We start from the raw sequence: 23,638 nt of genomic DNA, 5'->3' as shown, positions 1-23,638 counted from the left end.
ACTTTGGATCACTTAGAGTTTCATTAATGAAATTGAATAAAAAACAGAAGCCGATTTACTTGATTATACATACGGGAGGATTATTCAATGTCTGTTAATATAAGCGCGGATAAAGGAACCATACCGGCATTTATTCAAAAATCATGGCAGCGGTGCATTTCGAAGGGACTTCAGCCAAGCATGATGGATAAGGAAGATATGCTTGGTGCTTTTGAGTTGGCCGAATACCACGAACGATATGCGGAACTTCTGTACCATTCTTCTCCCATTTTAGAAGAAGTTTATCATTCGATTAATGGTTTGGGGTCCATTTTATTACTTGCTGCTCCTGAAGGATATATCATCGAAACAGTTGGGGATCCAGCTTTCATCCGCCATGCAGATAATGTTTCCTTAAGAAAAGGGGCCAATTGGCTAGAGGAATCAAAAGGAACAAATGCAATAGGAACAGCCATAGTGGAGAAGAATCCTGTATTGATTCATGGCAGTCAACACTTTCATCAGGATAACCATTTCCTTACTTGTGCCGCATCGCCCATTTATCACCCTGATGGACACCTGCTTGGTGTTTTGAACTTAAGCAGTCATCAACAGAATTATCATCCTTTTTCCATTAGCTTAGTTCAGAGGGTGGCTGAAAGCATTAAACAAGCACTCTTGTTGTCCCAAACACAAAAAAGGGAGAAAAACCTTTATTTTATATATGATTCATACCCTGATCCGTTAATTACCCTAGATAAAGAAGGGAAAGTTACAGATCTCAATTCAGCGGCGTCACATGTTATCGGCACATTGGAAAAACCGGTATCGAATATTGTATCAGGAACTGACCCACTCGTTTTAGAACGGAGGGTTTCAATCAAAGACCAGGAATTCTTGGTTCAAACCCTTGGCAAAAATATGGAACATCAATCATCCGTGATCGTACGGTTAAAAAAACAGAAATTGATTGATGGATTAACAACCAATCGTTATCAATTTACCGATATTATAAGTAATGATCCGCAAATGAATCAAACCATATCCATTGCTAAAAGATCTTCAGCGCTGGATATCAGCTTGCTAATCACGGGAGAAAGCGGAACGGGAAAAGAATTGTTCGCTCAATCCATTCATGGATATAGCTTAAGAAGTGATAAGCCATTCATCGCCATCAATTGCAGCGCAATTCCAGAAAACTTATTGGAAAGTGAGTTATTTGGGTATGAAAAGGGTGCCTTTACTGGAGCAAAAAGCGGCGGGCATAAGGGGAAGTTCGAAGCTGCAGATGGAGGAACCCTGTTTTTGGATGAAATCGGGGACATGCCGCTTCAAGCTCAAGCGTCTCTGCTCCGTGTACTTCAGGAACGATGTGTGACGCGTGTCGGCGGACATGCTTCCATTCCAATCGATGTCAGGGTCATTGCTGCCACCAACAAAGACTTACAAAAAGAAATGGAAGCTGGAGAATTCCGTGCAGATTTATTTTTCCGCCTTTGTGGATTATCTTTAAAACTTCCAAATCTGAGGAGTCGTAAAGATTTATTGCTCTTAGCAGAATACATTTTAGCGGATTTACCTTATAAGAGCGAACATACCGAACTAACAGTCGAAGCTAAAACATTCATTTTGGAATATTCGTGGCCAGGAAATTTCCGTGAATTGCAAAACGTTCTCGGACAGGCTGTATTCCTAGCTGATAAGGGCCCGATTACAAGGGACTTGCTTGTGGCACTTTGTCCTGTTTCTTCCATTACAAATGAGGAAGGGGCAATTGCCGATCGAGAACCAAGAAACTTTCAAGAACAAGAAACCCAGATTATCAGAAATGCATTGGAACGAACAAGTGGAAATATCAGTAACGCCGCGAAACAACTCGACATCGGCCGAAATACGCTTTATAGAAAAATGAAAAAATATGGAATCAACTTTCAAAAGTAAGAGTTCCTTAGTATATAAAAAAACATGAATGATAATTTTTCTTTTAAAATCTCAGATTCCCGACCTGATTTGGTCGGTTCTTGTTATTGCAAGTAACTATATGCGAACATGCATACCTTGTCTCCTTATAAGCTACATTTCACTACTATAAATAATGAAGTGCAGGAAATCAAAATCTCATATAGAATGATGTTATTGATATAGTATCTAAATTTCCGTAAGGGGATGTGTGGTCAATAGTATGAAGTTGTCATCTGAACATAAGAAGTATAAATTTGTATTGATCCAATATTTGGAAGAAAAAGAATCTGAGTTTTTAAATGAATGGAACGAGACTATTAAGATCAATGAAATAGACCCCTACAAAGAAAAGATTAAAGAAAATGGTTATGGAATGTACTCATTGGTGATCCAAACGTTCAAGGAAGTACTATCTGAAGATTTGCTGATTAAATTGGCTTACCAGGTTGCAAAAGAACGTCTTGAAGCGAATATCAACATTGGGGATTTTTTATATAATATCAATTTGGGGAGAAATATCATAATCAGAAATCTTTTTGGGGCAAATATCCCGATTAATTATATGCAGAAATTCATTAATGACATCAACTTGCACTTTGATACGTTTAGTTACCATGCAGTAACGAGATATACGAATCTTACAAATGAAGTGATTGAGGAAAAAAAGTCTTATATAAGTGAAAACCACAAAGATAAATTAGCGGTATTGGGCCAGATATCATCAAGCTTTGTACATGAATTCCGAAATCCTCTTACAGCTATCATGGGGTTCAATAAATTACTGAAGAGGGAGAATCCGGATTTGAAATATTTGGATATCATTGATTATGAGTTAAATCAGTTGAATTTCAGGATAACCCAATTCCTCCATACCTCTAAATCAGATTTTAATGAGGAACAAAGAGAGGAAATTTCAGTGTTAAAGCTAATTGAAGAAATTCAAGAACTGACTTATGCAAATATTGTGGATGCCAGTGTTAATGTGGAAATAGATATTTATCCAAACTTCGTCATGACAGCGAGCAAGGATGGGTTAAAACAAGTGTTCTTGAATCTTTTTATAAATTCGATTGATGCCTTAAAGGATAAGGAACATCCAAGAATTTTGAGGATAAACTCTTTAATCGAGGCGAATGAGAGAATAATTAGAATTTCAAATAATGGACCGGCCATTGCCAGTGAATTGATTGAATCTATTTTTGAACCCTTTGTCACGACGAAAGAGTTAGGAACGGGAATTGGGTTATACGTATGTAAAAAGATCATTGAAAGTAATGATGGATATATGAATTGTGTCTCCAATGAAAATTTAACCACATTCAGCATCCATTTCCCTAAAGTACAGAATGAACTTCAAAGGGTATAATACATATCATATAGTGACTTTTCATATAGCAATATAGTATACATACCGTTATTTTTCGAAGCATGTACAAATCTTTGTTTAATAGGAAAGGTCGTTTTGGGACTGCTAGTATTTTACATAAGACATTCTCAATGAAAATAAATATATTTGGAAGATGCAAAATCATATTTGGTTTTTGGCATCTTCTTTTTATCTCTGTTATTTTTCGGTATGTAAAGGTGTCGAAATCTAAAATGAAATCAGTTAAATTGTCATTTTTTAATTCAATTGTGAATCAAAAAGGGTTAATAATTAATATTTGAATCAAAAAATACATTTATGATGCAACAATGAATCGTTTTTAATCCATAAAAGCGTTAAAACCTAATTAACTAACTATCCTTTTTTTGGCATGGATATTGCTTTTATTTTATGTAGGTATGAAATTTTAATGAGAGAGGGTGCTTTTATAAAAAAAGAAGAGTGAGGAAAGAAAGAATAAGAGCTGGTTATTTTACATAAAAGAACTTCACTCAACAAAAAGCGAAAGTGAAATATCAACAAGGACCATTGTACGTTCATTGAGGGGCTGATGGTAGTAAAGAGACAGTATAAATAGAAATGCATTACCGGTTAATAGAATATACGCTGTTCAATATACATATAACGATTGTGAATTTGGCCTCATGAAAACGATGATGAAACGGGTATAGGACTGTTAACATTGTTTTTTTGAATGAAAGATTTCTACTAGGGTACCCATGAGCAGTGGTTTACTGCTTACAAAACGTTAAAATGACAGTTTTTAAGGATGGTGACAATAGTGGCACTTCAAACAAATGAATTGAAACATGGTCTCAAGACCAGGCATGTCACAATGATTTCTATTGGCGGGGTAATTGGGGCAGGACTATTTATCGGAAGCGGAACCATAATTGATTCAGCTGGTCCTGGTGCGATTTTATCGTATATAATCGCAGGATTGATGATCGTGCTTATAATGCGTATGCTGGGTGAAATGGCTGTTGTAAATCCTGATAGCGGATCGTTCTCAACATATGCACATCAAGCATTCGGTCCTTGGGCCGGGTACACGATCGGCTGGTTATACTGGTTCAACTGGGTTATCATCATTGCTATTGAAACTACGTTATTGGGAACTATGATTCATGATTGGTTTCCTGGTATACCTATGTGGGCTGCCAGTCTATCTTTCCCTATTTTAATGACGATTACGAATATCTATTCAGTCAAAGCTTATGGGGAATTTGAATACTGGTTAGCTTTCATGAAAGTGGCTGCCATTGTAATATTCCTCTTCCTGGGTGCCGCCATGATTTTTGGATTGGTTCCGGGATTTGATTCACCAGGCCTTTCAAACATTACTGGAGAGGGAGGATTTTTACCAAAAGGTTTTCTGCCTGTCCTTCTTAGTGTGATATTCATTACTTTCTCTTTATCGGGAAGTGAGGTAGCTGCCATTGCTGCAGGTGAGTCTGAAAACCCTGAAAAAAACATTATTAGAGCCATAAACAGTGTCGTATGGCGTCTTCTTCTTTTCTTTGTTGGTTCAGTGACCGTGTTGGTTCTCGTAATCCCCCAAGGTGCTGAAGATTTACTGAAAACCCCCTATGCCAGCGTTTTTGACATGGCAGGCCTGCCGGCAGCGGGTCAAATCATGAATATCGTAATCTTCACTTCATTGCTTTCTGTTTTGAATTCAGGCCTATATACAAGCTCTCGTATGTTATATTCTTTATCAAAAAAAGGTGATGCACCGAAAATCCTTTCCCGAGTGAATAAGCGGGGAATCCCGATTTGGGCGTTAATGGCAAGTGTTTTCTTTGCTTATGTGTTCACGACATTTAAATTTGTTTCCCCTGATAAATTGTTTGCTTTTCTCGCAAACAGCTCGGGAGGAGTCACAATGATCATGTATATCTTTATCGCCTTTTCTCATCTATATTTACGGAAAAAGACGGAAAAAGAAAATCCCGGGACACTCAAAGTGAAAATGTGGCTATTCCCTTATTTAACCTATGCGACCATTGCCGTCTTATTTATTATATTCGTTGCTCAGGCGTTTATTGATTCCATGAGATTGCAATTCTTTCTTACAACCCTTCTCACGATTCTAGTTATTGGGTCATACTTTCTGTTTTATCATAAGAAAAACGTAATTGCTGCTGAACAAGAAGGAAAACTAAAAAATATCCACGTTAAGGAAGGGTGAGGAATGTAGTCATTTTGTCCGTATAGAGAAAAAAGATTGACTATTCTAATAAAAGACTGCCTTTGGCAGCTCCGTTTGTCGACTATAGGGGTTTCGAAATAGTCTCTTCCCAAACCATGATTTTAAAAGAAGACTAAGTTATCCTTCATGTTTTTTACTTTTTTTCGGGGTATGTACACTTTGAACGTTGATTTCCACTCTAGGCACTCGCTTTCCGCGGGCGGTCCCGGGAGCCTCCTCGGCGCTCTTTGCGCCTGTGTGGTCTCCCTTGGACGCGCTTTTCCCGCAGGAGTCTCGAACACCCGCTCCAATCAATTGGATAGTTTTTTAAGAAAAAACAGTAGGTTGGTCTCATCCCGAACCATGTTAAAGACTAGTTTTACTTCATGGTTTTTACTGTTTTATGAAACCATCCTCACTTAATAGAAGGAATTTGCAACAATCCTGCCGAATAACTGGCTTGCCGAAACCCGACAGGCGCCTGCTTTGATGAGGCTTGGTGGAAAGGGAGCAGATTTCTGAAATCAACTGGAACTTTATTTAAATATAAAATTGCAGGCAAAGGCTCTTTTGAATTTGTCTACAGCCTGGGCTGCCCTTAGTGGGCAGCTTTTTTTCTGGTTCCAAAAATGATTGCATTCATTTCATGAGGGCGTTTATGTATGATCGTAACCATGACTGCCACCCCCTCTGATCAATTATGATACTCATTCATTTGCAACTTTGAAATCCTTTGCTAGAATATAATCTATAGAAAAGATTAGGAGTGGTGACTGTGGCTGAAACTCCAGCTGAAGGTTTGATTCATTATATTGCACCAAAAGGAGAGTATATCCCTTTTTTAGATGATACGGACTATATCGCTAAAGGATTGGAATGGAAATTATTCACTGCCCGTTCGGTTAAAAGAGAACTATTATATAAAAGCGGAAGTTTTCAAGCAAAAGTCAAATTGGCAGGTTATGAACAATATGGCAACGGACTTGACACTGTAGTCGTTCAATTTGAAAATGGTAAGCTTAGCTGCATTAACCCTTCCTATTTAAAGGAAATGCAAAGCTCCAGTTTCGGAAAAGAACTGTTGAGTGGCCCGGTTTCCGAAACAGCTGCAGTTTCAAGTGAAACTGAGCAGGTGGATGAAGCACCAATTACGGAAAACGCCGATCAGCCAAGTGAAGAACCAAAAAAGGCAAAAACCAAAACTAAAAAAACGACAGCAAAACCTAAGCTGGACTTGCCTGGGGAAAAAGTGCATTTCACCGCGACCGTCAAGGAGTTCGCGGCAAAAATGAACCATTTCACTGGTGAAGAAGATGAAGTCATACTCTTGGAGAATGTCAAAGTGACAACGGAGCCTGAATTGACTATCGGCGATGCTTGGTGTGGATATAGCAAGACATTAAAAAAAGCTGAGCTCGAAGAAGGAGACGCAATCGAATTTGATGGAAAAGTGGTCGACAAAAAATACAATAAAGAAATACGCTATAAAGTAAATAATCCATCCAAGTTAGTGAAAAAAGAAGGATAAACACACGAAGTTATTGGATGATATGGAGTAAGCCGCCGCTTACTCCTTTTTTTTGCCGTATTCAGGCATCTAAAGAAATGAATGATTACCTGAACTTATTAGAATAGATGCGTCCACCACTGGAATATATTCGTTTGTGGGAGATACAACTTATAACCTTTCTCCAATCGTATTGGTTTTGGGTTTGTGGTTTCATATTTTCCAGTGTTGGGGATAATACAGTATGATCATGCATTTATAAAAAAGATAAGGGGGGATTTTTATATGAAAGAATTATTTCGATTATTGAAACAAGGTAATAAATCGGCGTTCATTGCTGCCTGTGTGAATAGTATCATCGCAGTGCTAAAGGGGATTGCCTATTTCATGACAGGAAATGTCGCTATGTTCGCAGAAACTTTACATACTTTGGGCGATGCTGCGAATCAGTTTTTCGTCTTCATTGGTTCCGCACTAAGTAAAAAGTCACCAACTGATCGATTCCCTGATGGTTTTGGACGTTTGGTTAACCTTGTATTACTAGGGGCAGTATTGGTTGTCGGGATCATGTCTTATGAAACGATTAAAGAAGGGTTCCATCACATTTTACACCCTGCAGAATCAACTGGTATCCTTATTAACTTGTCCGTCCTTTCGTTAGCGGTTGTGTTGGAATCATATGTATTATTTAAAGCGATGAAAGAAGTGGTCCATGAGACTGGCATCGAAGCTAAAGGGGCAGCCGTCATATTCAAGAGCTTTTCTGGTTTAAGAAGGGCAAAACCAGCGACGAAATTAGTATTTATGGAAGATATGGTTGCGACCGGTGGCGGCGTACTTGCGATAATTGCCATTTTATTAGCAAACTTCACGCCTTTTATCCAGGCGGAAGGAGTTGCTTCCGTCATGATCGGTCTTGGTATGTTCTATGTGGTTGGAAGGGTTTTTCTTGACAATGCTGCAGGTGCTCTTGGGGAAGCCGATATTGAAATGCGGCAAAAAATTGGAACGATGGTCATGGATGATGCAGACGTAAGGGATATACAGAAACTGGCCGTAATAAAAGAAGGGGAAGACTTTCATGTTGAACTTGAAGTTGAACTGGATCCCCATATTTCAATCGCACAGGCGGACGACATTAAAGATCGGCTGTTTAATCAGATATTAAAGGAAAGAGGGGTAACGGATGTCATTATAGAATTTGATGAAAATGATGGTATCCCAAAATGGGAAGGTCAGATAAAAAAAGAACTGAATGAAATGAAAAAAGACAGCGAGTAGAAATATTGACAGAATACTAAGTGTCATGATCAGGTGATTATAAATCATGACACTAATGATAATGCCTGTTCAATTCATCACGTACTTTCCTTGGGTATGCATTATAAGCTATCATGGACTTAGTTACATAAAGAAGGTTTATGGAAGGGTGAATAAGAATGGAGAAACAAAATATTAAGCTAGTTGCACTTGATATGGATGGCACGCTTCTCAATAAGGCTGGAGAGATATCTGAAGAAAATCGGAGAGCGATAAAAGAAGCCGAAAATCAAGGGGTTTTTGTGGTATTGAGCACAGGAAGATCCTATGCGACGTGCAGTGATTTTGCAAAGTCAATGGAACTCCAATCATACCTCATTACAGTAAACGGAAGCGAAATTTACGATAACCAAGGAAAACTGGTTGAAAGGAATATCGTCGATAGTGAATCCATACAATGGATGTGGGAATTAAGCCAAAAACATGGTACACATTTTTGGGCCATTAGCTGCGATAATATTTACAGGGCTGAAATGCCTGAAAAAATCCATGATTCGCAATGGCTTAAATTCGGTTTTGATACAAATGATGAAAGCATCCGCCAAATCATCATGGATGAACTGGTATCAAAAGGAACCTTTGAAATAAGCAATTCAAGCCCAACGAATATTGAAGTGAATGCCATGGGCGTCAATAAAGCGAAAGCGATAAAGCTCGTATGTTCATTGCTCGACATTACCATGGAAAATGTAATGGCAGTGGGTGACAGCCTAAATGACCTTGCGATGATTTCTGAAGCAAAAGTGGGCGTGGCAATGGGAAATGCCCAAGAAATTGTGAAAGAAAAAGCAGAATGGATTACAGCGACAAACGAAGAAGATGGAGTAGCTAAGGCCATTCGGAAATGGGTGCTTTCAAATTGAATCGAAACTGTATATGGGACGTATTCCATATACAGTTTTTTTATTTAAATGGCGCTGCATGACAATTAAATTTTAGCTGCTGAATTAATTTCTTGAAAATTGTGTCTTTTAGAAGTATGATAATCTTGTAGTGTTATATTTTGGTAATATATTAATAATGGGAGGTATAAGGATGACAAGTAGTTTGCCTGAACAGTGGTGGAATCAATTAACTTTACCAGTTATCTCAGCACCTATGTTTTTAATATCCGGTCCTGAGTTAGTGAAAGAATGCTGTTTGAATGGGGTGATCGGCTCTTTTCCAGCACCGAATGCGCGGCCGATAGAGGTACTGGATCAATGGATGGGTGACATAAACGATACATTGTTTGCAGCAAAGGATAAAGAACCAGGCTCAAAGATAGCCCCATGGGCAATGAATATGGTTGTTCACCGTACATATAGCCGGCTTGAAGAAGAGTTGGAATTGGTCAAAAAGCATCAGCCTCCCATCGTCATTACATCATTAGGTTCACCAAAACATGTGGTGGATGTCGTACATAGCTATGGCGGGTTGGTCTTTTCGGATGTCAGCTCTGTGGATTTTGCAAAGAAAGCTGCGGAATCAGGTGTGGACGGATTGATCTTGGTTGCTGCGGGAGCAGGCGGTCATGCTGGTGACATAAATAGCTTTGCTTTCGTGGACAGCGTTAGGACATTCTGGGACGGAATCATTTTGCTCGCCGGATCGATCAGTACTGGTCACAGTATTTTGGCAGCTCAGGCGGCAGGAGCGGATCTTGCATATATGGGTACACGTTTTATCGTGGCGAAAGAGAGCAGGGCAAATGATGAATATCGTGAAATGCTTGTCGATTCTGACCATGATGACATCATCTTGACTGATGCATTTTCAGGCGTTAATTGTAATATGCTTAAACCGAGCATAAGGAAGGAAGGATTGGACCCAGAACAATTAGCCAAAAAAGAAAAAGTCGATTTTGACAGCATGTCCAAATCGTCTGAATCTAAAGCGTGGCGTGATATTTGGTCAGCGGGTCATGGTGTGGGGGCGATTAAAAAAATAGATACCGCTGCAGGCATCATAAAACAATTAGAAAAAGAGTATCAGGAGTCCTTGAATAAATTGACCGGGCAGGCGGAAAAATTAAAAGGAATTATATCGAAATGATATGAAAGCGCTTTATTTAATTATGCTAATATAGCTAATAAAAAGGGTATCCATTATGGGTACCCTTTTTTGCCATGTAATATCAGAGCTAATTCATAATAAAGTATTTTCAGCTTAAAAGGCAATCTAAATGGATTTAAAGATAAAAGCAGCAGTATATATAGAAAGTATCGCTGTGAAAAAATATTGATAAAAAGATGGATAAATGTTATATTATTTTCGTGATAATGACCAAATGAACAATTTAGTCATATATTATTAATTGTTTAAAAAGTAATATATATTTAGGTGAAGATGAAGAATTTTAAATTTACATTGCAGAAGCATATGACTTAATTTTGTATTCTTTCATCCGTTTTCACCGAGATAGATTAAATAAACGGCATATTCGTCGTATAGGAGGGCTTGGTAGGCGTGTTAAAATCTTTAAAGGGTGAATTTTTAGCCATAATAAAACATCCTATGATACTAATTTCCATAATAGGGATCATACTGATTCCTTTATTATATAGCGGCACATTCCTTTGGGCATTTTGGGATCCATATGGTAAGGTGGATCAATTGCCTGTAGCCATTGTCAATTTGGATGAGGGTGCGGAGTTCAATGAAACGGAACTTACAATAGGAAAAGATTTAGTCAAGGAGTTAAAGGAAAAGAAGGATTTCGATTGGCATTTCGTCAGTCAAAAAGAAGCCAATGAAGGCCTGGAAAATCAAGATTATTACATGAAAATAGAAATTCCGAAAAACTTTTCGAAGAATGCAACGACCTTGCAGGAGGACAATCCGAAAAAACTTGATTTAATTTATACGTCCAATGAAGGGTTCAATTATATATCCACTAAAATAGGTGATGCAGCTTCGGAGAGAATCAAAGGGGAGGTTTCGTCGGCGGTTACGAAAACCTATGCGGAGTCAATGTTCGATAATTTGAACGAAGTGGCTGACGGACTCAAAAGTGCCAGTGATGGAGCTGGAGAATTGAAAGACGGAACAGATACAGTGAAAAACGGCTCCAGTGAACTTGGTGAAGGGATTATCTCAGCTAAAGAAGGTTCCAAAAAAGTGGATGAAGGAATTGACTCCCTTCATTCAGGTTCTGTCGAAATCCATGAAAACCTGGAAAAATTAGCTGAAAAATCATTGACCTTTTCGAATGGGGTCGGTTCGGCAGCTGCAGGATCAAAGGAACTTAATCAAGGGTTACAACAGTTCAGCTCTGGTGTTGGGCAAATGAAAGATGGTCAATCCGAGCTTTTGCAAGGGGCAAAGAAATCTGAAGCGGGAACTGGTGAATTGGCCTCTGGATTGCAGCAGTCATTAGAGGGCTTCAATCAGATAGATGAAAAGCTGCCCGCTTTGACTGAGGGAGCAAATGGTGTAGCGGCTGGTGCCGCCCAGCTTTCAGGTTCATTGTCTGAATGGAGTGCAGCATCGAACGAAGCAAAAGCGGGGGCATCTGAAGTTTCGGCAGGTTTGGATGAGGTTATTTCCGGATTGGAACAACAATCTGAAGCTACGGATGATCCTGCAGAGAAAGCGCGTTTGGAGGGAGTGATTTCTTCTCTAACACGCATCAGTGAAGGTAGTAAAGGAGTATCTGAAGGAGTGGGAAAACTATCGGCCAGTGCAACCGAAATGGCTAAAGGCTCAAATAGCCTTAGTGATGGAGCCAATCAGTTAAGTGAAGGCACTAGTGCGTTAAGCGGCGGTTTCACGCAATTGAAGCAAGCTCAGGATAAACTCGCCAATGGGGCGAATGAACTGAAAAACGGTCAAGGTCAATTGGTGTCTGGTTTGACAACATTTGGCGAAAGTATCGATTCAGCGCAGAGTGGACTTGGACAATTAACGGAAGGCAGCAATAACTTGGTAAGCGGGCTTGATCAGCTTGAAGATGGCTCCAAGCAATTATCAAGTGGAACCTCACAGCTTTCCGAAGGTTCCAAAGGTCTGGTTACAGGAACGGATAGATTGAAGGAGGGGTCAAACAGCCTAACTAGCGGTATGGGAGAACTGGCGAATGGAGCCATTAAGTTACAAGATGGAATCGCCAAACTTTCAGATGGATCTGCAGAATTACATGACGAATTGAATGACGGGGCAAATGAAGCAGGCAAGATCAAATCCAATGAAGAAGTTTATGACATGTTTGCAAGCCCAGTTAAAGTAGATAAATTACCAATTAATAATGTACCGAACTATGGCACTAGTTTTGCACCGTATTTAATTTCATTAAGTTTATTTATCGGGGCTATCGTTCTGACGATCATTTTCCCGTTAAGAGATCCTGCTGTTATACCTGCGAGTGGATTTAGCTGGTTTATTAGTAAATACAGCGTCATGGCACTCATAGGAATCTGTCAAGCCATATTGGTGGACTCGATTTTAATTTTGGGCCTTGGAATCAATGTTACGAGCCTGCCGCTGTTTTTTGCAGTAAGCATTCTTGCTAGCTGCACATTCATGGCAATCATCCAGTTCCTGGGTTCAGCCTTTGACAATCCAGGCCGGTTCATAGCATTATTGATTTTGATTCTCCAACTGACCAGCAGTGGCGGAACATTCCCCAATGAATTAGTACCTGGTTTCTTGCAGGGATTCACACCGTTCCTGCCGATGACTTATTCCATTAATGCTTTTCGTGCTGTCATCTCAACAGGAGATTATAGCTTCATGTGGCATAATCTTGCCATATTGGCGATATTCCTCGTTACGGCATTAATCTTATCACTTCTTTACTTTATTTATCGGTATAAGAAAATGAACGGCACATTGAATGAAAATCAGGAAGAAGCAACTGTACAATGATCAAAAAAACAGCGACCCATCTGGGTCGCTGTTTCAGACTGTAGACAAATTCGAGGAAAGTGAGTTTGTTTACAGTATTTTATGGGTGTACAATTTAGACGTTGATTTCCGCTTCGGGCACTCGCTTTCCGCGGGCGGTCCGCCCTCGGCGCCTTTACGCCTGCGGGGTCTCCCCTAGACGCGCTTTTTCCGCAGGAGTCTCGCACCCTCCGCTCCAATCAACTTTGTTTTAACTTTTAGATAGAACCCTTTGCCTAAAGTCTTTATTTTTTTGAAATATAATTTTAAAAGCTGAGGTGATGAGGATCCTTTCTAAACATATTTCAAAGGGGGTTCTGAATTTTTTAATTCCGAACCCCATTGTCTACAAACTGAAACAGGTACCCGTCATGAGTCGCTATTAAAAACCTGAATATATGTGCCAAGCGCTTCCTGTTCACAAGGAAAGGGTCAAAAAACGATTATAGTGACAAAACTATGGCGCAACCTGTACAAGAGTGTAAAAGTATTTAAACAGCTTTTATACCCTTGTCTTTTGGGAAGCAGGTGCATATTTCTTCATTGGATTTTTTGCAATGACATCCTTTAAATAAGGATCACCAGAAGGACCTGGTTTTCTCATAAGCTCCATTAGGTAAGATATATCGTCCATGGCCCTGTGTGTTTGAAAATTAGTGATATTATGTGCCTGCAGTAATGTTAAGAGTTTACTATTCTCAAATCCATATTGCTTCCAAGGTACATTACGCATCGTACAGTACCACTTTTGATCATTGATTTCCGGATACATTTGGTAGAGAAAACTTCTATCGAAAGAAGCATTATGTGCGAAAATCGAATCGGTACGGTCAATGAAGGTTTTAATTTTTTCATCATGAAAACTCTTTCCTTCTACGGAGCTGTATGGAATTCCATGAATTCTGTATGCTTGATCATAATTCCTTCTTGCTCCATAGGAGAGAGGCTCCCTTAAAAATGATTCTTGATCAATAAGATTAATGATTTCCCCTGTTTCACTGCTGTATGTAAAGAGTATAAGGGCAAGCTCGATAATTTCATCTGAAGAGGGACGTAAACCAGTTGTTTCTACGTCCAGTACTAAACCTAATCTATTAGTCAATTTTTTTTCCTCCAGTTGGGTTACATTCTTCTATTATAGCTGACATAGAATGGCTATTGAAAGCATTATGATCGTTTTAAAGGATTTGAAATATTGAAGGTAAGGGTGAACTAACGAAACTAAAAAAAGATAGAGATTTTTAAGCAATCTCTATCTTAGACAGTAGACAAACTTGATGAAAATCGAATTTGTCTACTGTTTTTTTGCTTATATAGATTTGGACGTTAATTTCCACTTCAGGCACTCGCTTTCCACGGGCGGTCCGCCCTCGGCGCACTTGCGCCTGTGGGGTCTCCCTTGGACTGCTATTCCCGCAGGAGTCTCGCACACCCGCTCCAATCAACTATGTTTAAAAATTTAGATAGAACTCCTTTTGTCTACTGAGATAGAGATTATAAGCAATCTCTATCTTTTTTATCCATGTTCATATGCAGTGCAAAATGTTTTGCAATTCATGTTCGGCAATTTGTACGAATTCTTCGTTTTTTTGAAGACTGAAAATGTTTTTGGATTGCTTTATATAGTGCAGTCCTTCTTCAGGTTGTTTCAGCTGAACCAGATTCTTACCAGTTAAAAGATGGAGTTCCGCATATAAATATAATGATTCTATCGAATTACAAATGTTGATCCCTTTAAGAGTATAATTTAATGATTCCTGATAATAATGGAGTTCAGTCAATGTTTGTGCTAATCCATGAATGATCTTCACGATAATGGTACCTTCCTGATTCACATGGGGAATATTCTCGATAAATTCCAGTGCTTCATTGAAGATGGTGATGGCCTCTTCATAATTTTTCGTTTTAAAATGGATGATCCCGATACTATTTAAAACTTCTATTTCCTGTTGATGAAGAATGACCCGTTTACCCATGGTAATCTGCATGGCCTCATTCAACAATTCTATAGCCTTTTGTTTGTCATTGTACAAATGAAAAAAAGAGATACCTTCATGCCATTTTAAGAATTGATAAAATGATATCGATTTTTCCGGTGCAGTTGCCATTTCTTTTTGGACGATTTCATAAATTGCTTCATAATTACGTGTCCGTTTGTATTTGTTAATCAAAAGTTTAATGGTTTCTATGTAATTATAAATCGGTTCATTTTTAGTAGTGAAGAAATACGGCAGATCAACTTTAAGTTTATCCGCAAAAAGTGCCAATTCATCAATGGTTGGAGAAGTGATGCTTCTTTCATAATCTGTCAGGGCATTAGGTTCACATATATCCTTAGCCAGTTCTTCTCTTGTAAGATTTTGTTTTATTCGTAATTCGTTGATAACAGAGCCAACCTCTATTTTCATTACAATTGCCCCTTTGTACCTATATCTAGAATTCTATTTTAACATAATTTAATTTTTATCAGTAAGATAATTGAAAGATAGTATGATATAACTACTTTACGTGTATTCCTTGAATACCATCCAACTAAAAAATAACGAAGAACGTTTTCTTATTGAAGCGATCAAACTGAAATTACGTCTTTTCTATATAAAGTGAGAAAGGTATATAATCATTGATAATAGCAATCATGAGACTTGGAATATAAGAATAAATAAAAAGAGGCGGCAATCTGCCGCCTCTAAAGCTTTTAATTTCCAATGAATTGTTGGGTCCAATAGTGGGCGTATTTCCCTCCAGTTACATGCCCGATTCCAATGTGCGTATAGTTTTTGTTAAGGATATTCGCCTTATGTCCGGGGCTGTTCATCCATGATTTCATGACAGCATCCGCACTAGGTTGACCTGCTGCGATATTTTCCCCTGCGTACTCGTAACTGATTCCAAAGGATTTCATCATATCGAAAGGCGATCCATAACTGGGACTTGTATGATTGAAATAATTATTATCACGCATATCTTCAGATTTTAGAATGGCTACGTTGGAAATGGCTGTATCCATTTTAAGTGAAGGGAGGCCCGATTTTGCACGTTCTTCATTAACTAAACTAAGGACCTGCTGTTCAACTGATTGACTTTCTTTGCGATTAACCGTGGTATTGGATGATTCGGGAAGATTTATGGTTTGTCCGATTCGAATTTGATTTGCATCGTTTATAGCAGAGTTCGATTTAAGTAATTCGTCAATGCTGACACCATATTCAGAAGCGATTTTCGTTAAGGTATCTCCTTCTGCCACCTCGTAAGTATTGGCTCCCAAAGCGACTTTTGGAGATAGAAGTGATAGTGACAGTGCGGATAAAAGGATGATTTTCTTCATTTTAATTCCTCCTAGTAGAATATCTGGATTGGAAGTATAGTATCCTATAAAAATAGTTTTGTGTAAAATTAGCTCATTCCATTCTTTATAGGACTAGGAAAAAGGGATAGTATGAGAATATACATAATACAGGTACATATGACTTGGCAGATTATATGGTAAATCCAAATCATAGGTCTATTTGATAAATTGGAATGATGGATTTCTGGAAAAAAAGAATCATTTTACGTTTGCAGGCCATGTTTGTCAGGGTAAATAATAAGTGCATCAAAACGATATAGTTATATGGAACTGAAAAGGATGAAACTAATTAATTATCCCAAGAGTGGAGCTTGTATGGATTTAAAGGCAGGGAAAGTGTTTTGGAAAGATACATTTGAAGCGAGAAAATATCCCATGTTGGAGGAAGAACTTTCATGTGATGTTTGTATAGTAGGGAGCGGTTCATCAGGGGCACACTTTTCCTATTTTTTGGCAGAGACTGGTCTGAATGTCGTCCTGATCGATAAACGGGATATAAGTGAAGGAAGTACGGTTGCGTATACTGGACTTTTACAGTTTTCAAATGATAAAACTTTTACTTCCCTCATTCATAGTTTTGGAGAAGAAGCTGGGACACCATTCGGACACTTGAGAAAGAGGTCGTTCCAAGTTTAAAGGAAAATCCGGATTTTAAAATTAGAAAAAGCTTGTACTATGCATCCAATCCCATGCACGTTTCTAAGCTTAAAGAAGAATATAGGAATCTTAAAACCCGCAATTTCCCTGTTGAATATTATACAGAAAAAGAGATTAACCGAAAATTTTCGTTTCCGAAAGCAGGAGCGCTGGTCCAGATAATGATGCTGAAATCAATCCTTATAAACATGCACATTTATTGATTGAAAAGGCTGTTTCGAAAGGCGTAAGTGTCTATGCAACAACAAAAATCAATGAAAAGATAGAGAATCAAACCCAGTTATTTACCGAAACGGGTCACACGGTACATGCACAGACGGTCATCTTGGCAATTGGTTATGAAGCCCAAGAAGAAGTGAAGGATAAAAATGCAGTGATTCTCAGTTCATATGCCATAGCAACAAATCAAATAGCCGATCAAGCTAAATGGCATGATAATATGATGATTTGGGAAACGGCACGGCCTTATTTATATGCAAGAAAAACTCCTGACAATCGAATTATCATTGGTGGCCTTGATGAATCGACCGGTTATCTGGAGAAAAGGGATTCAATGATTTTGAACAAAAGAGATAAATTAATAAAGCAGCTTTTCAATCTGTTTCCAGAATTAGAGAATCGGATCTGGGCTGATTATTATTGGGGAGCTTTTTTTGGTGAGAGCCAAGATGGTTTACCGACAATAGGAATGTATCCTGACCATCCTAATTGCTACTTCTTATTGGGTTATGGCGGGAATGGGTCGGTTTACAGTGTCATCCTTTCCCAAATCATCAGGGATTTGATTACAAAGGGAGGACATGAGGACTCTGCATTGTACGTTAAGGAAAGGCATTTTTCAAAAAGTATTGTCCATTAAGACAGGTATCTCTTCATCATGAATCGAATTAAGTAGACAGCTGAATATACGGAGGGATTTTTCGATGTGGTTTAAGGAATTGGAAACAGAAAGGCTGCATTTAATCGAAATAGGTCACCATCATGCCGAGAGTCTGTTTGAAATCCTCTCTAAAGATGAAGTGACCCAATATGATGGGATAGAAAGTTTAACTCTAGTAGAAGATGCCCGCCGCTTAATCGACTCGTTTAAAAGTGCTTATATAAACAAACGAGGGATGCGCTGGGGAGTAATTCTAAAGGATTCAGGCAAATTCATCGGTACTGTTGGCCTGCATCAATTAAGCCTAGCCAACAAACGCGCCGAAATAGGATATGAAATCCATCCTGAATATTGGAGGAAACACTTTACGTCTGAAGCTGTCAACGAAGTATTGCGCTATTGCTTTGAAGAATTGAGACTAAACAGAATCGCCGCTTTAACTTTCAAGGATAATATTGCATCCAGAAACCTTCTGAAGAAATTTGGATTCAAAGAGGAAGGCAGCCTCAGAAGTTATCTATTTCTTCGTGATCAGTCGCATGATGCCCTGGTATTTTCCTTGTTGAATACGGAGTATTGCCAGTTAAGGCAACAAAGTGTTCAGGAATCATATAGATTTTAGTTTGGTATAGAAGATTGCAGCTGGCCCAAAGTGCCAGTTTTTTTATTTGCAGATGATTTTATATCAGTAAAGGACAATATACATATTTTTCATGTTAAAATGGTATGCGAATTCATTAATCAGTCCGGATGGACATAAAAAGGAGCAAAATCATTGTGAAGATATTATTTCCGTTGCTTGCGGTCCTGGGCGGAATCACCATTGCCATACAAGGACAAATCAATGGTGGATTAGGAAAAAAAGTGGGGGTCATTGAAGCTTCCTTCATTTCGTTTGGAATAGGGACTCTCGCTTTATTATTTATTGTTTTGTTTGCGGGAAATGGAAATATTTCTGCCATCGCGTCTGTACCCAAATGGCAATTAACAGGCGGACTGTTAGGGGCTATTTATGTCATTGTGATCGTATTGGTCGTGCCTCGGATTGGAGTGGCACCGGCATTGGTCGGGGTTATAGCAGGCCAGATAATTATTGGGGCAGTCATTGACCATTTCGGTTTATTTGGAGGCGTACGCATCCCATTGGACGCGAAAAAGGTGGCAGGAATTTGTTTACTTTTCGTGTCATTATATTTGTTTAATCATAAATGAAGAAGGGGCACTTTTCATTGAAACGACGGGTACATATAGGGGGATATTTCTATTCTCCTATAGTTAATGCCTATTATTTGGAGATTGATTAAAGAGAACTAAATATTTTAACGAAGTAATGCATTATCCTGCTAAAATATTTTATTTGAGAGGGGATGGTTTGCTAGGAAAGTTGTCTTAGTAATCAACCTGATATGAATTATTAGAATATTTAGAAATAAATAGACAAGAGAACCTATATGAATACTGATTTAGAGGGGTTTGTAAAAACACCTGGAAGTCGGAAGTCCTTTTAGGTGATCATTTCTATTTACCTAGTATCTAGATCGAATTGATTAGCAATTAATTACTATATTGTGAAAAAGTACTCACCGGTTTATTGATTTTTTGATTTATTCGTAATATACTTAAAATTCAACATCTTTAATTCGAGGTATAGTATCCTTGGCGAGGTGAAAAAAAGGTGATTTTTTACCTAGTAAACTGCATTAATTGCTATTTTTAGGTAGAAATTAAGATTTATGCAAACGGTTCGCTAATTGATTTGGGTGAATTTCTGCAATGAATGCTTCTACTTTTCCTCGCAATCATTATATGTACTATACGGAAGATTAATAGGTGTTAGAAGGATAATCTCTTAAATGGGAATATCCTAAGAAAGATTAAAGATGAGGGGGAATATTTTTTGAAAAAGTCTAAATTTTCAGTGCTTGCTCTTCTTATGGCCATCATGCTTATGCTTGCGGCATGCAATGGCGGTTCGAAGGAAACTTCGAATGAAAAAGAAGGAGGCTCGGGTGACTCATCCGGATCAAAAGTATTAAACGTAAACAATTCGAGTGAACCTGGTTCGCTTCACCCTGCAAATGCTCAAGGTACTCATGAATCATGGATCCTTGAACATACGTTCGAGGGGCTGACAAAGAAAACAGAGGAAGGCAAAATCGTCCCTGGTTCTGCAGAATCATGGGAAATCAGTGAAGATGGATTAACTTGGACATTCAAATTAAAAGATGGTTTGAAATGGTCAAATGGAGATCCGCTTACAGCCAATGATTTCGAATACGCTTGGAAATATGCTTTGAAACCGGAAACGGCTGCAGATTATGCTTACCAACTTTATTATCTTAAAGGCGGGGAAGCATACAACAGTAAGAAAGGGAAGGAAGAGGATGTAGGGGTTAAAGCGACAGACGAACATACATTGGTCGTTACTTTGGAACAGCCTACACCATATTTCCTTGACTTGACATCTTTCTATACTTTCTATCCAATCAATAAAAAGGTACAGGAAGAAAATCCAAAATGGGCTTTGGATGCAAAAACTCACGTTTCAAACGGGCCGTTCAAATTAACGGAATGGAAACATAAAGAAAGCCTGAAAATCGAAAAGAATGAAAATTACTACGATAAAGATAAAATCAAATTGGATGCGGTTAACTTTGCTCTAATTGAAGATGAAAATACAGCATGGCAAATGTATCAGAGTGGCGAATTGGACCTCGCTTATCCACTGCCAGTGGATATTCAAGGTCAAATGGTCAATTCTGATGATAAAGAATTCAAAATGGGCAAAGAACTTGCTGTTTACTATTACAACTTTAATACAGAAGTGAAACCTTTCAATAATGCTAAAGTAAGGAAAGCGCTTTCAATGGCTATCGAGCGTCAAAAAATCACCGAAAATGTTGCTCAAGGCGGACAAAAGCCTGCTTTCGGCGTAGTCCCTCCGGGTATTCCTGATGCATCTGGAGATTTCCAGGAAAATACAGGTAACCTATTTAAGGAAGATGTTACCGAAGCTAAGAAATTGTTAAAAGAAGGACTTGCTGAAGAAGGCATGAAAGAATTACCTGAGTTTTCAATTTTGTATAACACTTTAGATTCACACAAGAAAATTGCTGAAGCGGTTCAAGGAATGTGGCGTGATAACCTGGGTGTTGAAGTGACACTTGAAAATGCAGAATTCCAAGTTAAGCTTGACCGTGAAAAAGCTGGTGATTTTGAAATTTCCCGTGCAGGATGGGTTGGTGACTATGTTGACCCGATGACATTCATGCTTTGGGAAACGGACGGCGCCTATAATGATGCAGGTTGGTCAAACAAAGAATATGATAATTTATTAAAAGAAGCAAAATCTACAATGGATCCAAAAGAACGCATGGATGCTTTGCATAAAGCAGAGAAAGTCATGATTGACGAAATGCCGATCCTTCCGGTTTACTTCTATACAAAACCATATATGGTTAAATCGAATGTTACTGGAGTTTTTGCTCCAATTAACGCTTATCCGAACTTTATTTACGCGGATAAAAAATAATAGAAGGATAATAGTGAAATGGGAGGTATGTCCGATTAAGGTCATACCCCATTTTTCAATTGCGAATTTGAATATTTCATGCATTCATTTCCGTTTTCAACTTCTTAGAAAATCGATGATTGGGGTGATTACCATGTTGAGATATACATTAAACCGTTTTAAATGGGCGATTATTACTTTATGGGCTGTTATTACATTAACGTTCATCATAATGCATACGATTCCGGGAAATCCATTTGCAAAAGAAGGAGCCATGCCTCCTGCTGTTTATGAAAACCTTCAAGTCCACTATGGATTGGACAAGCCGTTGTTGACCCAATATGGGAATTATTTATTGGAAGTCGTTCAATTTGATTTTGGTCCTTCATTGAAATCTTCATCCATTACCGTGAATGATTACATTTTGAAGGGGTTTCCGGTGTCATTGCACTTAGGGGCACAAGCTTTGGTGATTGCCATCTTCTTTGGCCTCATTTTGGGTGTCGTGGCATCACTGAAAAGAAATAAATGGCCCGACTATTTATCAATGATCATTGCCATCGTAGGGATTTCCGTTCCTAACTTTATCCTTGCGACTATTTTAATCAATTATTTCGCAATTAAATGGAATATATTCCCTGTTTCTACATGGGCGACATGGCAGCATACCATTTTACCATCCATTGCCCTTTCCATGATGCCGCTTGCTTTCATCGCGAGACTGATGCGGACAAGCATGCTTGAAGTAATGGGGCAGGATTACATTTTGACAGCAAAAGCCAAAGGATTGAAACGGAGCGGTGTCATAATCAAACATGCGATTCGGAATGCGTTATTGCCGATTATCACGATTCTGGGCATCCTTACGGCTAATATCGTGACAGGAAGCTTCATCATTGAACGTATTTTTGGTATTCCGGGCATGGGTGATATGTTCGTAAAGGGAATATCCAACAGGGACTACCCGGTGATTCTTGGTTCCACAATTGTGTATAGTGCGGTGCTTATTCTATTGATATTCATCGTTGATATAGCCTATACGTTGATTGATCCTAGAATTAAAGTGACGGGGGAGAAGAAATAATGGCAGATAAAGTGCATTTAACCGAAGATATGTTCCAACCCGCCGAAGGCAACTTTAAGGAAGCTGAAAAAATAGCAAGACCTACAGTTTCATATTGGTCTGACGTCTGGCGTCGATTTAAAGAAAATAAGCTGGCGATGACGGGGTTTATTCTAATAATTCTCTTGGTCTTGATGGCGATTTTTGGTCCGTACATTAACGGATATACTTATTATGGACAAGATTTCGAGAAAAAGAATCTTAGCCCAAATAGCGAGCATTGGTTTGGAACGGATTCATCAGGAAGGGATCTATTTACGCGAGCTTGGTACGGTGCAAGGATATCCTTGTTCATTGGATTGATGGCAGCGCTGATCGACTTTTTAATTGGTGTCCTTTATGGCGGGATTTCTGCCATTCGCGGCGGACGCACGGATAATATCATGATGCGTTTCGCTGAGGTGATCTATGCGATTCCATACCTATTGATGGTTATCTTGATGATGGTCGTATTAAAACCTGGTATTCTGCCGATCATCATTGCGATGTCGATTACGGGGTGGATTCCGATGGCGCGACTGGTACGGGGCCAGGTTTTACAACTGAAAGAGAATGAATATATCCATGCTGCAACAATCTCTGGAGCCAATACGAGCTGGACTTTAAGAAAACACATGATTCCAAATACAATGGGACCGATCCTTGTCAATTTAACGTTGACTGTACCTACTGCCATTTTTGCCGAAGCTACACTTAGCTTTTTGGGACTGGGAGTTCCGGCACCTCAGGCAAGCTGGGGAACATTGACAAGTGATGCACTGGGAAGCATTCTGGTAGGGAATTTCTATCAACTGTTAATCCCGGCAATTTTGATTTCCTTAACGATGTTCGCTTTCAATGTGGTTGGTGACGGATTGCAGGATGCTTTAGATCCAAAACTACGGAAATAAATGAGTCCTAACATAATGATTT

At 38.8% G+C, this 23,638-nt stretch carries 18 protein-coding genes; 15 read left to right on the top strand and 3 right to left on the bottom strand.

Annotated elements, in window-relative coordinates; all coding sequences use genetic code 11:
• Positions 1–87: 87 nt before the first annotated feature.
• The 8 genes from MKX49_RS11925 to MKX49_RS11890 all read left to right on the top strand — a co-directional run bounded on the left by MKX49_RS11925 (position 88) and on the right by MKX49_RS11890 (position 13,191).
• On the top strand, positions 88–1,920 hold the full coding sequence (locus MKX49_RS11925) for a sigma-54-dependent Fis family transcriptional regulator (protein ID WP_340876566.1): 1,833 nt from the start codon (positions 88–90) through the stop codon (positions 1,918–1,920).
• A 241-nt stretch (positions 1,921–2,161) separates the two neighbouring features.
• Positions 2,162–3,307 carry a histidine kinase N-terminal domain-containing protein gene (locus tag MKX49_RS11920; RefSeq protein ID WP_098864378.1) on the top strand — a complete coding sequence of 382 codons (1,146 nt, stop codon included), beginning with the start codon at positions 2,162–2,164 and terminating at the stop codon, positions 3,305–3,307.
• Positions 3,308–4,100: 793 nt separating this feature from the next.
• Entirely contained in the window at positions 4,101–5,519 is a 1,419-nt protein-coding gene (locus tag MKX49_RS11915; protein ID WP_251540202.1) for an amino acid permease, read from the top strand.
• A gap of 775 nt (positions 5,520–6,294) precedes the next feature.
• Positions 6,295–7,047 carry a hypothetical protein gene (locus MKX49_RS11910; protein WP_318292483.1) on the top strand — a complete coding sequence of 251 codons (753 nt, stop codon included), beginning with the start codon at positions 6,295–6,297 and terminating at the stop codon, positions 7,045–7,047.
• 264 nt (positions 7,048–7,311) lie between these two features.
• Complete coding sequence (locus tag MKX49_RS11905) at positions 7,312–8,307, top strand: cation diffusion facilitator family transporter (RefSeq protein ID WP_340876565.1); 996 nt, start codon at positions 7,312–7,314, stop codon at positions 8,305–8,307.
• Positions 8,308–8,465: 158 nt separating this feature from the next.
• On the top strand, positions 8,466–9,209 hold the full coding sequence (locus MKX49_RS11900; protein WP_340876564.1) for a Cof-type HAD-IIB family hydrolase: 744 nt from the start codon (positions 8,466–8,468) through the stop codon (positions 9,207–9,209).
• A 172-nt stretch (positions 9,210–9,381) separates the two neighbouring features.
• The gene (locus MKX49_RS11895; RefSeq protein ID WP_054395689.1) at positions 9,382–10,380 is read left to right on the top strand and encodes an NAD(P)H-dependent flavin oxidoreductase; all 999 of its coding nucleotides are present in this window, start codon (positions 9,382–9,384) and stop codon (positions 10,378–10,380) included.
• A gap of 414 nt (positions 10,381–10,794) precedes the next feature.
• Positions 10,795–13,191, top strand: coding sequence for a YhgE/Pip domain-containing protein (locus MKX49_RS11890; RefSeq protein ID WP_340876563.1), 2,397 nt, complete (start codon positions 10,795–10,797; stop codon positions 13,189–13,191).
• Positions 13,192–13,711: 520 nt separating this feature from the next.
• Here MKX49_RS11890 and MKX49_RS11885 read toward each other — a convergent pair.
• The 3 genes from MKX49_RS11885 to MKX49_RS11875 form a co-directional block, all read right to left on the bottom strand.
• Positions 13,712–14,311, bottom strand: a complete 600-nt coding sequence (locus MKX49_RS11885; protein ID WP_251539903.1) for an exonuclease domain-containing protein — start codon at positions 14,309–14,311, stop codon at positions 13,712–13,714.
• Positions 14,312–14,735: 424 nt separating this feature from the next.
• Positions 14,736–15,617, bottom strand: coding sequence for a helix-turn-helix domain-containing protein (locus tag MKX49_RS11880; RefSeq protein WP_340876562.1), 882 nt, complete (start codon positions 15,615–15,617; stop codon positions 14,736–14,738).
• A gap of 287 nt (positions 15,618–15,904) precedes the next feature.
• Positions 15,905–16,534 carry a CAP domain-containing protein gene (locus MKX49_RS11875; RefSeq protein ID WP_323597132.1) on the bottom strand — a complete coding sequence of 210 codons (630 nt, stop codon included), beginning with the start codon at positions 16,532–16,534 and terminating at the stop codon, positions 15,905–15,907.
• Positions 16,535–16,870: 336 nt separating this feature from the next.
• Here MKX49_RS11875 and MKX49_RS11870 point away from each other — a divergent pair, with 336 nt between their 5' ends.
• The 7 genes from MKX49_RS11870 to MKX49_RS11840 all read left to right on the top strand — a co-directional run bounded on the left by MKX49_RS11870 (position 16,871) and on the right by MKX49_RS11840 (position 23,616).
• Positions 16,871–17,191 (top strand): FAD-dependent oxidoreductase, encoded by a 321-nt coding sequence (locus MKX49_RS11870; protein WP_340876561.1) that lies wholly within the window; start codon positions 16,871–16,873, stop codon positions 17,189–17,191.
• Positions 17,192–17,336: 145 nt separating this feature from the next.
• Entirely contained in the window at positions 17,337–18,071 is a 735-nt protein-coding gene (locus tag MKX49_RS11865) for an NAD(P)/FAD-dependent oxidoreductase (protein ID WP_340878528.1), read from the top strand.
• A gap of 64 nt (positions 18,072–18,135) precedes the next feature.
• Entirely contained in the window at positions 18,136–18,714 is a 579-nt protein-coding gene (locus MKX49_RS11860) for a GNAT family N-acetyltransferase (RefSeq protein WP_048679424.1), read from the top strand.
• Positions 18,715–18,869: 155 nt separating this feature from the next.
• Positions 18,870–19,304: a DMT family transporter gene (locus MKX49_RS11855; protein ID WP_098865135.1), complete on the top strand. Its 435-nt coding sequence runs from the start codon at positions 18,870–18,872 to the stop codon at positions 19,302–19,304.
• Positions 19,305–19,989: 685 nt separating this feature from the next.
• A complete protein-coding gene (locus tag MKX49_RS11850; RefSeq protein WP_230175882.1) occupies positions 19,990–21,624 on the top strand; it encodes a peptide ABC transporter substrate-binding protein in 1,635 nt (544 codons plus the stop codon).
• 133 nt (positions 21,625–21,757) lie between these two features.
• A complete protein-coding gene (locus tag MKX49_RS11845; RefSeq protein WP_340878527.1) occupies positions 21,758–22,687 on the top strand; it encodes an ABC transporter permease in 930 nt (309 codons plus the stop codon).
• Positions 22,687–23,616, top strand: coding sequence for an ABC transporter permease (locus MKX49_RS11840; protein ID WP_048679430.1), 930 nt, complete (start codon positions 22,687–22,689; stop codon positions 23,614–23,616). Before MKX49_RS11845 ends, MKX49_RS11840 begins: the two co-directional genes overlap by 1 nt.
• Positions 23,617–23,638 lie beyond the last annotated feature (22 nt).

The organism is Peribacillus sp. FSL M8-0224 (assembly GCF_038003055.1).
GTDB lineage: Bacteria > Bacillota > Bacilli > Bacillales > DSM-1321 > Peribacillus > Peribacillus frigoritolerans.
The sequence above is the reverse complement of the archived record's forward strand: the minus strand, read 5'-3'. Positions and strand labels throughout refer to the sequence as shown.